Source organism: Gorillibacterium timonense (assembly GCF_001457415.1).
GTDB classification, from domain to species: domain Bacteria; phylum Bacillota; class Bacilli; order Paenibacillales; family NBRC-103111; genus Gorillibacterium; species Gorillibacterium timonense.
This window is the reverse complement of the sequence record NZ_LN881723.1, coordinates 860,156-874,438: the sequence shown is the minus strand read 5'-3', so window position 1 is coordinate 874,438 and position 14,283 is coordinate 860,156. Positions and strand designations below refer to the sequence as shown.

Sequence of the window (14,283 nt, the reverse complement as noted above, 5' to 3'; positions counted from 1 at the left end):
ATTTCAGCCTAACGGAGGTGGATGGTTGAATGGAAAAGCAAGTGAGCGAGATGATCCGGAATGTTGCCAAAACCCAGGCAAAGCTTGCCCATCTTTTGGCGGTGGAGCAGCCGCTATCGGATCAGACGGCTAGACTGATCGGAACACTTACCGGACAGCCAGGAGAAGATACCGCAGAGCAAAAAGAACGCGGGATGGAGATCGCCAAAAATCTAACCGTCTATTTAGACAGCTTGGCTCGATTGGAGCTTACCCTGGCTGATCAGGTAGAAGACATATTTAGAGAATGGAACAGGTGGAACGAACAACGCTAAAGCTAGAACGTTCTAAGCATGGTCCATTCGAGCTGAGCGAGCTCGTCTTCGCCCTGCTTGCGTGTCCGATGCAGAAGACGGGAGCGTGTGAACGAGGGGCATCCTTCCCTTTTCGACAGCTTGGCAAAAGCGTTGAAATCCGCATCCAGCCTATTTTTCTTGGATACAGCACCAAGACTTTGGCGCTCTCATAAGATGGTTTGACTGTATCCTTTTCCTTGAAACCATCCAAAACCCGAGCAAGGAGGGGTGACATAATTGAAAGGCAGCGACCACAACAGCAAGTTCTTATTGACGCACCGCGAGCGCGAAGTTTTCGAACTTCTCGTCCAAGACAAAACGACCAAAGATATCGCTCAGCAGTTGTTCATCAGTGAGAAAACCGTCCGTAATCATATTTCGAACGTGATGCAAAAGCTGAATGTCAAAGGCCGTTCGCAAGCGGTTGTCGAGTTGATCAAGCTTGGGGAATTGAAAATCTAGCCTCCCTTGTCATCCGATCCTCATCAACCCCGATACCCCCGCCAAGCGCCTCTTATCCGGAACGGAGGCGACAGCGGGGGATTTTCGTTTGCAAGGGGAGCATCCACGGTGTAGCAGACTTGAACCCTTGACGGCCCTCCTCAGACCCCGGAATAGGCCATAAAACCGCCGTCTACGGGGATGACGGCTCCGGTTACGAACGCTGAGGTTTGCTCATCGACCAGCCACAGCATGGTTCCGAGCAGGTCATCGGGGATGCCGAATCTCCGCATCGGGGTATGTGTGAGGATCTTCCGGGAGCGCTCGGTGAGCGACCCGTCCTCGTTGGTGAGCAGCTCGCGGTTCTGCTCGGTCATGAAAAAGCCGGGAGCGATCGCGTTCACCCGGATACCGGATTCCGCCAGATGAACCGACAGCCACTGGGTGAAGTTGTTGATGGCGGCTTTGGCGGCGCTGTATGCGGGAACCTTGGTCATCGGTGCAAACGAGCTCATCGACGAGACGTTCAGAATCACCGCCCCAGGGCGGCCCAGCATGGACTCGGTAAAAACCTGTGTCGGGATCAGCGTCCCGATGAAATTCAAATCGAACACGCTGCGGAAACCAGGGATACTGAGGCCGAAGAAGGTGGTCAATTCCGGCGATCCTGTATCCTCTGGCCGATAGATTTCATTCGTCGTGTTGGCATCCTTGCGGTTGCCACCTGCGCCGTTGATCAGGATGTCGCAGGGGCCGAATACCTTGCGAACCTCAGCCTCGGCGGCACGGACGCTCTCGATGTCGGTGACATCGCATACGATCGCGATGGCCTGGCCGCCTGCGACCGCAATCTCGTCGGCGACAGACTGCCCTTTCTCCGCCGTCCGATTCAGGATCGCCACGCGGACTCCCTGGCGTCCGAGCTCAATTGCCATGACCCGGCACAGGACGCCGGAGCCACCGGTAATGACGGCCGTTTTGCCCTTAAGCTTCGGATGCAGCGGCAGCGGTTGAACCTGCAATCCTTGCTCACTCATGATGCCACACTCTCCTTTTCGGCTTCGATGGAGGCTTTGCAGTAGGCATCCCACAGCCCCCACAGATACATGATGCCGAGCGCGCGGTCATACAGCCCGTATCCCGGCCGGCATACTTCCTCCCAGATATGACGCCCGTGATCAGGGCGGCAGTATCCGGTGAAGCCGTTATCGTGATAGGCTTTCACCACTCCGGAGACGTCAACTGTTCCGTCCTGTGTCCGGTGTGAGGTTTCGATAAAATCTCCGTTCTCGTAGACGCGGACGTTGCGGATGTGCGTGAATGGGATGCGGTTGTGGAACTCTTGAATGATGGCAATCAGGTCATTGCTCGGATTGGCGCCGAGCGAGCCGGTGCAGAGGGTGATGGCGTTCGCCGGGCTGTCATAGAGTCCGAGGAGCCGGCGGAGATTGTCTTGGCTGGTTACGATACGCGGCAGGCCGAAGATAGACCAGGGCGGATCATCCGGATGGATCGCCATCTGAATGCCATTCTTCTCCGCAGCCGGAATGACCGCCTGGAGGAAATAGGCCAGGTTATCCCAAAGATCTTCCTCGGTGATCGTTTTGTACGCTTCGAACAAAAGGGCGAGGTGGGCGAGCCGCTCCGGCTCCCAGCCGGGCATCGTCAGGGTACTGTTCTCATTGATCGTACGGACAAGCTCAAACGGATCGATGCCGTGAATTTTCGATTTCTCAAAAAAGAGCGCGGTTGAGCCATCCTCAGCCTGATGGAAAAGATCGGTGCGTGCCCAGTCGAAGACCGGCATAAAATTGTAGCAGATCACCTTGACGCCGACCTGAGCCAGCTTTTCAATGGTGCGGATGTAATTCGCGATATAGACATCCCGGGTGGGCAAGCCCAGCTTGATGTCCTCGTGTACGTTTACGCTTTCCACTACGTCCAGGTGCAGGCCGTATTCCTTCGCCTGGCGTTCCACCTCGACAATCCGGTCCATCGGCCACTCTTCTCCGGCTGGGATATCATGCAGCGCCCACACAATACCCTCCACGCCGGGAATTTGCCGGATATGCTTCAGCGGAACCGTATCATTGCCTTCACCGAACCATCTGAATACCATTCGCATGAAGCTGCCACCACCTTATGAGAGAATTGACTTCCGAAACGATGAGTCTGATTATCCGATGGGCTCGACCTTACCGAAAGAAATCGGGATGCTGTTCCTTCAGCTTCGGCAGATCCGAGATCGAGAGGCGAAGATGCTCCTGCATCAAGCGCTCCGCCCCATCCGCATCGTGAAGGCGAATCGCCTTCAGCATCGTATGGTGATGCTCATAAAGCTTGAGCCAATCAGGGTCACTTGCGAGCCAAAGGATCCGGGATCGGTTAAGATGAGCGTTCATCTGCTGAATGACATTCCAGGTGCCCTGCTTGCGGCAGCCCTGGAAGAGAAGTCGGTGAAATTCCTCGTCCAGCTCGAACATTTGCTTGCTGTCATGCTTCTGGATGCTGAGCCGCTGTTCCTCCAGATTCGCATCCAATTGCAGCAGAAGCTCTTCTGGAAACCGGTCGCAAGCGAGGCGAATCACCGCGCGCTCCAATTGCTCGCGCATGAACCGCGCCTCCTCCACCAGCTCGGAATCGATCAAGGACACCCGGGTTCCCCGCTGGGGGAGCACGACGACAAGCCCTTCCTGCGCCAGCCGAACAAAGCTTTCCCGCACCGGCGTTCGGCTAACCTGATACTGGAGGGCCGTCTCCTTCTCCGACAAAGCAGTTCCGGGTGGAAGCGTCAAATTGACAATCTGTTCTTTGAGAGATGCATAGACCAGCGCTCCTGCCGCAAGCGGCTGCTTGAGCTGAGGATCTTTCATGGAAGCGCCTCCTTTCCTGTGTTCCATACTACCATACTTGTATGGTAGTATGGAACTGTAGATTTTCGCGGTGAAGGTTGATGCGACTAGTAGGACGAATCCGAGGGAAGACGGATATCGGTAACAGAGACTCTTTTCTATTTTCAACAGGGCATTTAAACTGAACATGCCATATGAAAACGCTTGCCATGAAAGGAGCTGTTACTTTTGCATCGAGCCATTCTCGTCGATGATGAAGTGTTCACTCGCAAGGGGCTTATGAAGCTGATCGATTGGGAAGCCTGCGGCTTTCGCGTGGTGGAAGAAGCGGATGACGGGGAGGACGCACTCGCGCTAATCGAAAGCGTTCGTCCTGATGTGGTGATTACCGATATCCGCATGCCTGTGCTGGATGGGCTGGAACTGATTCGACAGGTCCAGGAAAACGGGGTGGCCCATCCTTTTTTTGTGATCATCAGCGGCTATGATGACTTTCAGTATGCACGTCAAGCACTGCGGTACGGTGTGCAGGACTTCCTGCTTAAGCCGATCAACGAACAGGAATTTTCTGAAGCGCTTCGGCGCTTGAATGACCGTCTGCTGAAGCAAAAGCAGGATAAAGAGCGGGAAACGAGATTGCTGCCCAGCGCACTTGTGGAAGCGCTTATTATGGAAGAATTGGATGAAGAAACGCTGCGGATATGGGCAGAGCGGCTTCATCTGAACACGGATGAATCGCTTTACTATTTGTTTGCGGAGAACAACGATGCAGCGGAGCTTTTCGGTAGGGAGGAAGGCTCACAGAAGGAGAATGCCCATGAAATCCCGCCTTTTAAGCAGAGAGTGGAAAAAGCGCTGGCGGAAATGACAGATGGCTGCCTCACCTTCTACCTCCATGAACACCGAAACCGCATCGGAATCCTGCTTCCGGCCCGGTCCTTGGGATCATTCGGGGGAAGTATGCGAACCTTTGCCGAAAAGGTAAGGATAAAGCTTCAGACCGAGCAGGAAAACGAACGCATCTTCCTGTACGCCGGAAGGCCGGCTGAAGGCTTGCTTCGATTAGCGGACTCTTATAGCAGTGCGAAGGAAGCACTCCTTTATAAATATCACGAGGAGGAGAGCGGTCTCGTTATTTTGGAGGAGGAGAAGCCGCTCCCCCCTCTCAGTTACATCGCCATAAATGAAGTTCTGTATCATGAATTTCTCGAAAAGCTTGAGGAGCAGCAGCTTGCTCCGCTTGACGATACCATCGAAAGGATGTTCGCCACATTTCACATAGAGCTGTTCGCGCCGGAAGCGGTCAAGATGGCGATCCATCAATGCGTAATCGGAGTGCTTCGGATCGTGGAAGGCATGGAAGGGGACAAGTCAGCACTGAGCACGCTCCATCCCATGCTCAACTGGCACGATCAGAACCTGACCATCGGAGGGCTCAAGCGGTTATTCCGCCAGTTTGCCGAAGAGAGCAGCCTCTATTTGGCAGAGCTTCGCAAGGAACAGGGCAATGGAGGGATTCAAAAAATCCGTGCCTACATCGATGCCCATTATCAAGAGAATATCAGCTTAAAGAGCATTGCCAGAGCCTTTTATCTCAATCCCGTTTATTTGGGGCAGCTGTTTAAGAAGACCTATGGGGTTTACTTCAACGATTATTTGCTGCAGCTGAGAATCGCCGCGGCCAAGAAGCTGCTCCGTCAAACGGATCGGAGGATTTATGAGGTTGCAGAACAGGTCGGCTTCGGCAATGCCGATTATTTCGTCACTCAGTTTGAGAAGCTGGAGCACTTGACCCCTAGCGAATACCGCAATCGGTTGAAAAAGGATGCTTGAGTAGGAGAGAACGATCGATGAAACCTAGCATCAATAATGTCCGTCTGCGCGGCAAAATGCTGCTGATGTATTTTCTCTCGGTCTTTCTGCCGATTGTTCTGACCAATCTGTACATCTATAAGGCTACGACTGACAGCGTGAGGGAGCAGCGCATGCAGGACGTCCAGCTTGCCCTCAGCCAGATGAAGAACGAATTCGAGCGAGAAGTGGGAGATGCGCTCGACATTTCCTCGGGCTTTTACACCGACCATCTACTGAATGAAATCATCGACACGGATTACGAGCATCCTGCGGATTACATTGGAGCCTATGATTCTTACCTGCGACGGATCTTGAATTCGGGAAGCCCTGTCTACAATTCGGTCGAGGGAATCTCTCTGTACGTCGATAATCCCACGCTCTTATACTCCGGGGGAATCTACTTTATCGATGAGGCGGTGAAGCAGCAAGAGTGGTACCGAACCATTCTTAAGGTTGATCGCTCTCAGCCGGTCATTATGCGCACAGGCTCGGATGGACGGATGGATAAGCTCAGCATCATTCGCCGCATGAACTACTACTATCCGCAAAACGAATATGAGAAATTTCTCAAGATCGACTTACGGATGTCGACCATTCACAAAATCCTCGGCAACCTGAACGTGCAAGGGAGCATCTATCTGTTGAACGAAGCAGGTGAGATCGAGTTTACCACCGATCCGAACATCGATACCACCAAGGGGATGATTCCTTACCAGACCGCCGCGAAGGAGGACCGCCGGCTGGAATTTGATACGGGCGCCTTTTACACCAATGATCAGAATGAATGGAAGCTCGTCGCGAAGATTCCGAAGGATGTTGTGCTGCGGGATTCTGCTCAATCGCAGAAGCTGATTGTGCTGTTGAGCTGTTTGAATTTCCTACTCCCTTCCCTGGTCATCATCTGGATCAGCCGTTCGATGAACGCGCGCCTCGTCCGCATTCTAAAGCATATGAAGAAGGTCAAGAACCAGCATTACGAGACAATCAAGGAGCCGGACTACCGGGATGAGATCGGCCAGCTCACAGCAGAGTTCAACCGAATGACCCTGGAGCTGAGGAGCCTGATCAACGATGTGTATGTCGCAGATATCCAGCGGGCCAATCTGGAGCTGGAGCGCCGCAACGCCCAATTGAACGCCTTGCAAAGCCAGATCAACCCCCATTTTCTGTTCAATGCCCTTGAGACGATCCGGATGCGCAGCCTGATGAAGGATGAGGATGAGACTTCCCATATCATTCACAACATGGCGAAGCTGTTCCGCAATTCCCTCGTTTGGAAACGGGACATGGTGACGGTTCAGGAGGAAATGGAGTTTGTTCACTGCTTCCTGGAAATCCAGAAATACCGCTTCGGAGACAAAATCAACTATCGGGTTCAAGCCGATGCGGACACTCTGGAAGAGGTCATTCCGAAAATGGCCATCGTGACGTTCGTGGAGAATGCCAGCATCCACGGCATTGAGAAGCGGAAGGCCGGCGGCTGCATCGAGGTGACCATCGGAGTCCGGAATGAGGGGCTCGTCTGCACGGTGAAAGATAATGGAGTCGGCATGGCGGCTGAGCAGGTCGAACGGATTCACCGTTATTTGCAGACGGAGGACGAGATGGGGGAACGGATCGGGATTCAGAATGTCGTCTACCGACTCAAGCTTTTTTACGGCGACCGGTTCAAGCTTGCGGTAGAGAGCCGCCCGAATGAGGGGACGAGAGTGGACTTATTTATCCCGCGGCAAGACCTGTAATTTACTAAGTAAGGGCTTTAGATTGGCGGGTAATCAATCCGCAGGCCATCTTCTATACTGAAAGTGCTTACAAAACCACGAGGAACGAAAGGGGAAGGTCGTTCACATGAAGAGGAAGGTTTGGCTCGGCTGCCTATGCGCAGTTATGATGGTATCCCTCCTTGGAGCATGCTCGAAAAACTCGGACAACTCGGACAACTCGGACAAGAAATCTTCGCCAACCTCAAGCACGGCTGCAGCAACCGATAGCGGCAAGGAGGAGAAGAAGGAAGAGAAGGTCACGTTCACGTACTTTAACGCTTCTGCGGGGAAAGACAAGAACACGAACGAAACGACGATCGGCAAAATCTTTGAAGATCAAACCGGCGTCAATTTCAAAATGGAGCATCTGGTCGGCGATGAAAATACGAAGGTCGGTACGTTCATTGCGAGCAACAGCTATCCTGACGTCATCGTTCCGGGCAACTCCATTGATAAGCTGGTCGGCGCAGGCGCCTTCATTCCGTTGAACGATCTGATCGATAAATACGGGCCGAATATCAAACGAGTCTATGAACCTTATTACAACCTGATGAAAGCTGCAGATGGCAACATTTACTTTCTTCCGCTTAGCGCCGTTGTAGGGGAATACATCCCGGCTCCGAACGTTGATCAAGGAGCCTTCTGGATTCAACGCCGGGTGCTGAAGGAAGCAGGTTATCCGAAAATCAAAACCTTTGACGAATACTTGAACCTGATCCGCGATTATGTGAAGAAACACCCGGAAGAAAATTTGACCGGTTATCTGGCGCTCACCACCCAGGACAAATTCTTCTCCTTCACGAACGCTCCGATGCATCTGGCTGGTTATCCGAACGATGGCGGCGTGATCGTCGATATGCAGACCCACAAGGCCAACGATTACGGCGACGACGACATCACCAAGCGTTACCTGCAAGAGCTCAACAAGCTGAACGCTGAAGGCCTGTTCGACAAATCCTCTTTCGTAGATAACTATGACCAATACCTCGCCAAGATCGCTTCCGGTAAGGTGCTCGGCTTCTTCGACTATCGCTGGCAGGCCGGGCAGGCTCTCTCGAACTTGCATGAAGACGCCGTGAAGTCGAACAACGATGATCTCGAATACATGGGACTTCCCATCGTCTATGACAAGGACACGAAGGATCAATACCTCGACCCGCCCTCCTTCGTTAACAACCGTGGCGTAGGGATAACCGTCAGTGCCAAGGATCCGGAACGGATCGTCAAGTTCTTCAACAGCCTGCTCACCGACGAGAACCAAGTTCTCTCGAACTGGGGCATCAAGGACCAAACCTACTCCGTAGACGATAAGGGCCGTTTGTACCGCACGAAGGAGCAAGTCGCTCAAACCATTACGGAATCGTTCCGCGAAACCTTCGGCCTCAAATATTTTGAATACAACTGGCCGCGTTACGGCAACGGCTCCAGCCTCCCGGACGGGAACTCGGTCGGCGCCGGCCGTCAGGCGGAGGTTGCGCAAATGTCCTACACCGATAACGATAAGAAGCTGCTTGAAGCGTATGGGATCAAGTCCTTCTCGCAACTGTTCTCGGCACCGGACGATCGCCCGTGGTACCCGGCTTGGAGCATTCCGGTCGATCAAGGCTCGCCTTCTCAAATTTTCACTCAGAAGAAAGGCGATCTGCAGCGCAAGTACTTCCCGAAGCTCGTGCTCGCGACTCCTTCTGAATTTGATGGAATCTGGAACGAGTACTACACCGCCTTCAACAAGCTTGACGTCAAGGTCTACGAGGACCTGATCACGGCGGAAGTCGCCAAGAAAATCGAAAACGCCCAAGGCAAAAAATAAAGCGGAAAGGGAGGAGCCGGTTGCTCGGAGATCAAGGGCTTCCGGCTCCCTCTCTTCAGCTCACTCCCCATACGGGCTAGAGATAGGAAGGAGATGGGACTGTGCGCAGGATCGTTCCGGCTCACCCCGCCCAAGCGGCAGAGCTGCCCCGCAGCTCAAGCCAATCAAAGGGCTTCTTTAAGAAGCTGCTTCAGCAAAAATCTCTCGTATTCATGTCGGTGCCTTTTCTCATCTGGCTGTTTATCTTCAAGTACTTGCCTCTTTGGGGCTGGACCATCGCTTTTCAAGACTTCAAGCCGAACCGCAAGATCTTCGATCAGCATTGGGTAGGCTGGAAGCACTTCAAGTTTCTGTTCCAGGATGAACACTTCCTGCTCGTTCTCCGCAATACGCTCGCCATGAGCTTCATCAATCTGGTGCTCGGGTTCTTCACGGCTATTCTGCTCGCCATCCTGCTCAACGAGCTGAGAAATATCGCCTTCAAGCGGGTCGTTCAGACGATCAGCTACCTGCCTCACTTTATTTCGTGGGTAGTGGCGGCCAGCATCATCTCCACCGTCCTTTCAGCAGACGGAGGCATTATCAATGAGCTGTTGATCGGACTCGGCCTCATCAAGGAGCCGATCCTGTGGCTCGGAGTGGGCAAGTACTTCTGGGGCATACTCGGCGCATCTGAAGTGTGGAAGAATGTCGGCTGGAACACGATCATCTATTTGGCCGCGATCACTACGATTGACCAGGCGCAGTATGAAGCGGCGGAGATCGACGGAGCCGGACGGTTTCAGCGCATTTGGCATGTGACGCTTCCGGGCCTCAAGCCGGTATTCATCATTTTGCTCATCATGAACATCGGCAATCTGTTGGAATCCGGATTCGAGCCTCAATACCTGCTCGGCAACGGTATGAACGTGGACTATTCCGAAAATCTCGATATTTTCGTGCTCAAATATGGGATTCAAATGGGGAACTTCTCGCTCTCCATTGCGGCGGGCATGTTCAAGACGGTAGTCAGCTTCATTCTCTTGTTCTCCGCCAACAACATCGCGAAGAGACTCGGCGAAGATCGGCTGTTCTAGAGAGGAGAGTGCCTTATGGCGAAGACAAAAACGATGGCGGTCAAACAGCATGCCCGGTTCAAGGCTCCTTCGGACCGGATCTTCGATACAGTGAACATCATTTTCATGATCCTGCTCATGGCGTTTACCCTGTATCCGTTCCTTAACACCTTCGCGGTATCCTTGAATGAGGCGAGCGATTCCGTCAGGGGCGGAATCTACCTGTGGCCCCGAGCGTTCACTTGGGAGAATTACCATTACGTGTTTAACGAGGCGACCATCTTTCATGCGACCTTGATCTCCGTGCTGCGAACCTTGATCGGAACCGTGACTTCCGTTTTCTGCTGCGCCATGGTGGCTTACACGATCAGTCGCCCCGAATACGTACTGCGGAAGTTCGTCTCGATCGCGTTCATCCTGACGATGTATTTTAGCGGCGGACTTATTCCGAACTTCCTCCTGATCCGCGAGCTCGGGATGCTCGGCTCCTTCAGCGTCTATATCATTCCAGGCTTGATCGGCGTGTTCAATATCATCGTTATCCGGTCCTTCATCGAAGGCTTGCCGGAGGGCATTCTGGAATCGGCCCGGATCGACGGAGCGGGCGAATTCGCCACCTTCTTGAAGGTCGTGCTGCCTCTGTGCGTTCCTGTTCTTGCCACGGTATCACTGTTTAGTGCAGTCGGCCAATGGAATTCCTGGTTTGACGTCTTCTTGTACAACTCCTCCTACAAGGAGCTCAGCACCCTGCAGTACGAGCTGATGAAAATCTTGCAGAACTCCAATACGTCCTTGAATTCCGGACAGGACTTTGCCAGTCAGTTTGCGGCCTCGGAAAGCGGAGCGAATCGGGTGACGCCGACCTCGATTAGAGCTACCATGACCATTGTCGCCAGCGTTCCGATCATTCTCGTCTATCCATTTCTGCAAAAATACTTCGTGAAAGGCATGACGCTGGGAGGGGTGAAGGGATGATAATCGAAGCGCCTGTGAACAAATTCTTCAATGCCCACCATTCTCCGATCGGAGCCTTTGCCAGCCTCACCTTAGGCTTCCCGGGAGCAGGCGGCGGTCTTGATCTGGAGCTGGGCCGCTCCCCCCGGAGGAATGTGTACATCGGGGTGGAGACACCGGAAGGCGGTCTCTATGAAGCGCTGCCGTTCTTTGCGTCCCAAGGCGATGAAGCTTCACGCTACGATGTGGAGAACCCGGACCCGAATCAGGAAAAGCCGGTGATCATCGTGCCGTTTCCGAAGGAAGCGATTAAGCGGGATTTCCGGCTCTCCACGGATTCGTGGACGGCGGGTGACCTGACGTTTACGATCTATTCCCCGGTCCGGGGAGTGCCTGATCCGGCCGCGGCGAACGAGGAGGAGCTTCGAGAGGCTCTCGTTCCCGCCGTCATCGCCGAGCTGACTGTGGACAACCGTCTCGGAAGCCGATCGCGGCGCGCTTTCTTCGGTTATGAAGGCAGCGATCCCTACAGCTCCATGCGCCGGTTAGATGATACGAGCCGCTTGGCTGGGGTCGGTCAAGGCCGGTTGACCTCGCTCGTCACGGATGACCCCGAGGTACGCTCCGCACTTCATTTCAGCATGGAGGACATCCTGCTGAGCGAGCGGGAGGAGAACTGGACCTTCGGGCTCGGCACACTCGGCTCTCTCATCATGGATGTGCCGGCAGGCGAGAAGAGGACGTACCGGTTCGCCGTCTGCTTTTACCGCGGAGGAATCGTGACGGCGGGAGCGGATGCGTCGTATTATTACACCCGACTCTTCCGCAATCTGGAAGAGGTAGGCGAATATGCGAACCGGGAGAGCGGCAGGCTGATCCGGCTGGCGCAGGACAGCAACCGGCTGGTGGACGATGCAGCGCTATCGGACGATCAGAAATTCCAGCTGGCCCATGCCATCCGCAGCTACTACGGCTCCACTCAGCTGCTGGAGCTGGAGGGCGAGCCGTTCTGGGTGGTCAATGAAGGCGAATACCGCATGATGAACACCTTCGACCTGACGGTGGATCAGCTGTTCTTCGAGCTGAAGCTGAATCCGTGGACGGTGCGCAATGAGCTCGATCGATTCTCCGCGCGGTACAAGTATGAGGATCGCGTTCGATTTCCCGGCGAGGAGAAGGAATATCCTGGCGGCATCAGCTTCACTCATGATATGGGCGTGGCCAATACCTTTTCGCGTCCGGGCTTCTCTTCCTATGAGCTGTACGGCTTGGACGGCTGTTTCTCCCACATGACGCATGAGCAGCTTGTGAACTGGGTGCTCTGCGCCGCCGTTTATACCGAACAAACGGGAGATCGGCAGTGGCTGGCAGGGAATCTTGACATTCTGGCCGAATGTCTAACCAGCATGATGAACCGGGATCATCCCGAATCTAGCAAGCGCAATGGCGTTATGGGACTGGATAGCACGCGGGCGATGGGCGGAGCGGAGATCACGACCTATGACAGCTTGGATGTCTCGCTCGGGCAAGCCCGCAACAATCTGTATCTTGCCGGGAAATGCTGGGCCGCTTACGTCGCACTAGAGAAGCTGTTCCGCGAGAATGGCAAGTCGGAGCTCTCCAATGCTGCAGGCGGGCAGGCGGAAAAATGCGCTGCGACCATCCTGTCCTATCAGACGGCAGAGGGCTTCATTCCGGCGGTAATGGGAGAAGGCAACGACTCCCGGATCATTCCGGCTATCGAAGGACTCGTCTTCCCGTATTATGCCGGCTGCCGGGAGGCGCTGGACGAGAATGGGCGCTATGGCCGTTATCTTCAAGGGCTCAAGCAGCATGTGCAGGCGGTTCTGAAGGAGGGTGTCTGTTTGTTCCCTGACGGAGGCTGGAAGCTCTCCTCAACCAGCAACAATTCCTGGCTCAGCAAGATCTACCTCTGCCAGTTCATCGCCCGCCACTTGCTCGGCTTTCATTGGGAGGCTGCCGGAGCAGCGGCGGACCGCGCACATGTCAAGTGGCTGACGCACGAGTCACTGTCGGTCTGGAGCTGGAGCGATCAGATCATCGCCGGAGAGATAGCCGGCAGCAAATACTATCCGCGCGGGGTGACCGCAATCCTGTGGCTGGATGAATCGGAGGTTGAGCGATGAATAGGGACACGGATCAAGCACGAGCGCTGAAGGAGCTGTTTGAAGATGATTTTCTCATCGGGGCGGCGGTGAATCCGCGAACGATTGGTACCCAGGAAAACCTGCTAACCCGTCACTTCAACTGCATTACCGCAGAAAATGAAATGAAATTCATCAACGTGCATCCGGAGGAAGACCGCTATACCTTCGGGGATGCGGACCGGCTCGCCGACTTCGCCCGCAAACATGGAATGAAGATGCGCGGGCATACGCTGGTGTGGCATAACCAGACCAGCGACTGGCTGTTTCGGAGCAAGTCGGGTGAGTTGGTGGACAAAGCGACCTTGTTCAGTCGGTTGAAGGCTCATATCGACACGGTCGTAAAGAGATACAAGAACGACATCTATGCCTGGGATGTCGTTAATGAAGCCATAGCGGATGAAGGGGAATCGCGATTGCGCTCATCGTTGTGGACGGAGATCGCGGGAACCGAGTTCATTGCGGAAGCGTTCCGATACGCTCATGAAGCTGATCCGAATGCGCTCCTGTTCTACAACGATTACAACGAATCGCACCCGCACAAGCGGGATAAGATAGTCGCGCTGCTTCGCTCCCTCTTGGAGCAAGGGGTGCCGATTCATGGGGTTGGCTTGCAGGCTCACTGGAATCTTTATGATCCGGGACTCGACGACATCCGTGCCGCCATCGAGAAATACGCTTCCCTTGGGCTCAGGCTTCAACTGACGGAGCTGGATCTCTCGTTGTTTCGCTTCGACGACAGGCGAACGGACCTGACGAGCCCTCCGGCCGAGCTGCTGGAGCTGCAGGCCGAGCGGTATGAGGCGATCTTCCGCCTGCTACAGGAATACCGGGCTTCCATTGATTCCGTGACGTTCTGGGGAGCGGCGGACGATTACACGTGGCTTGACGATTTTCCGGTTAGAGGACGTAAAAATTGGCCCTTTTTGTTCGATGAGCGCCATCAACAGAAGCCTGCCTTTCACCGGATCGCCGGGGCGTTTGCGGCAGCCGATTGAAAGCAGGGATAGAGACAAGGCACGGGAAAGGGAACGGGACGAATCAAGCATCAAGC

12 protein-coding genes are annotated in these 14,283 nt (G+C 54.3%); 9 read left to right on the top strand and 3 right to left on the bottom strand.

What is annotated here, in order from left to right:
* The first annotated feature begins 29 nt into the window (after positions 1-29).
* Entirely contained in the window at positions 30-314 is a 285-nt protein-coding gene (locus BN2684_RS11595) for a hypothetical protein (protein WP_058302303.1), read from the top strand.
* A gap of 258 nt (positions 315-572) precedes the next feature.
* Positions 573-797, top strand: a complete 225-nt coding sequence (locus tag BN2684_RS11590; RefSeq protein WP_058302302.1) for a helix-turn-helix domain-containing protein — start codon at positions 573-575, stop codon at positions 795-797.
* 140 nt (positions 798-937) lie between these two features.
* On the opposite strand, the gene BN2684_RS11585 is transcribed toward BN2684_RS11590, so the two are convergent.
* The 3 genes from BN2684_RS11585 to BN2684_RS11575 form a co-directional block, all read right to left on the bottom strand.
* Positions 938-1,813 (bottom strand): SDR family oxidoreductase, encoded by an 876-nt coding sequence (locus tag BN2684_RS11585; protein WP_058302301.1) that lies wholly within the window; start codon positions 1,811-1,813, stop codon positions 938-940.
* The gene (uxuA, locus tag BN2684_RS11580) at positions 1,810-2,901 is read right to left on the bottom strand and encodes a mannonate dehydratase (RefSeq protein ID WP_058302300.1); all 1,092 of its coding nucleotides are present in this window, start codon (positions 2,899-2,901) and stop codon (positions 1,810-1,812) included. Before uxuA ends, BN2684_RS11585 begins: the two co-directional genes overlap by 4 nt.
* A 70-nt stretch (positions 2,902-2,971) precedes the next feature.
* Entirely contained in the window at positions 2,972-3,649 is a 678-nt protein-coding gene (locus BN2684_RS11575; RefSeq protein WP_058302299.1) for a GntR family transcriptional regulator, read from the bottom strand.
* 207 nt (positions 3,650-3,856) lie between these two features.
* On the opposite strand from BN2684_RS11575, the gene BN2684_RS11570 reads away from it, so the two are divergent.
* The 7 genes from BN2684_RS11570 (at position 3,857) to BN2684_RS11540 (ending at position 14,227) form a co-directional block, all read left to right on the top strand.
* On the top strand, positions 3,857-5,461 hold the full coding sequence (locus tag BN2684_RS11570; protein WP_082651899.1) for a response regulator transcription factor: 1,605 nt from the start codon (positions 3,857-3,859) through the stop codon (positions 5,459-5,461).
* Between the two features lie 17 nt (positions 5,462-5,478).
* The gene (locus BN2684_RS11565) at positions 5,479-7,224 is read left to right on the top strand and encodes a sensor histidine kinase (RefSeq protein WP_058302298.1); all 1,746 of its coding nucleotides are present in this window, start codon (positions 5,479-5,481) and stop codon (positions 7,222-7,224) included.
* Between the two features lie 106 nt (positions 7,225-7,330).
* Positions 7,331-9,055, top strand: coding sequence for an ABC transporter substrate-binding protein (locus BN2684_RS11560; RefSeq protein ID WP_058302297.1), 1,725 nt, complete (start codon positions 7,331-7,333; stop codon positions 9,053-9,055).
* A gap of 212 nt (positions 9,056-9,267) precedes the next feature.
* Positions 9,268-10,131: an ABC transporter permease gene (locus BN2684_RS11555; protein WP_082651938.1), complete on the top strand. Its 864-nt coding sequence runs from the start codon at positions 9,268-9,270 to the stop codon at positions 10,129-10,131.
* Positions 10,132-10,146: 15 nt separating this feature from the next.
* Positions 10,147-11,085, top strand: a complete 939-nt coding sequence (locus tag BN2684_RS11550) for a carbohydrate ABC transporter permease (RefSeq protein ID WP_058302296.1) — start codon at positions 10,147-10,149, stop codon at positions 11,083-11,085.
* Entirely contained in the window at positions 11,082-13,211 is a 2,130-nt protein-coding gene (locus BN2684_RS11545) for a glycoside hydrolase family 52 protein (RefSeq protein WP_058302295.1), read from the top strand. The genes BN2684_RS11550 and BN2684_RS11545 overlap by 4 nt, the downstream gene beginning before the upstream one ends.
* Positions 13,208-14,227 (top strand): endo-1,4-beta-xylanase, encoded by a 1,020-nt coding sequence (locus BN2684_RS11540; protein WP_058302294.1) that lies wholly within the window; start codon positions 13,208-13,210, stop codon positions 14,225-14,227. The genes BN2684_RS11545 and BN2684_RS11540 overlap by 4 nt, the downstream gene beginning before the upstream one ends.
* The last annotated feature ends 56 nt before the right edge of the window (positions 14,228-14,283 follow it).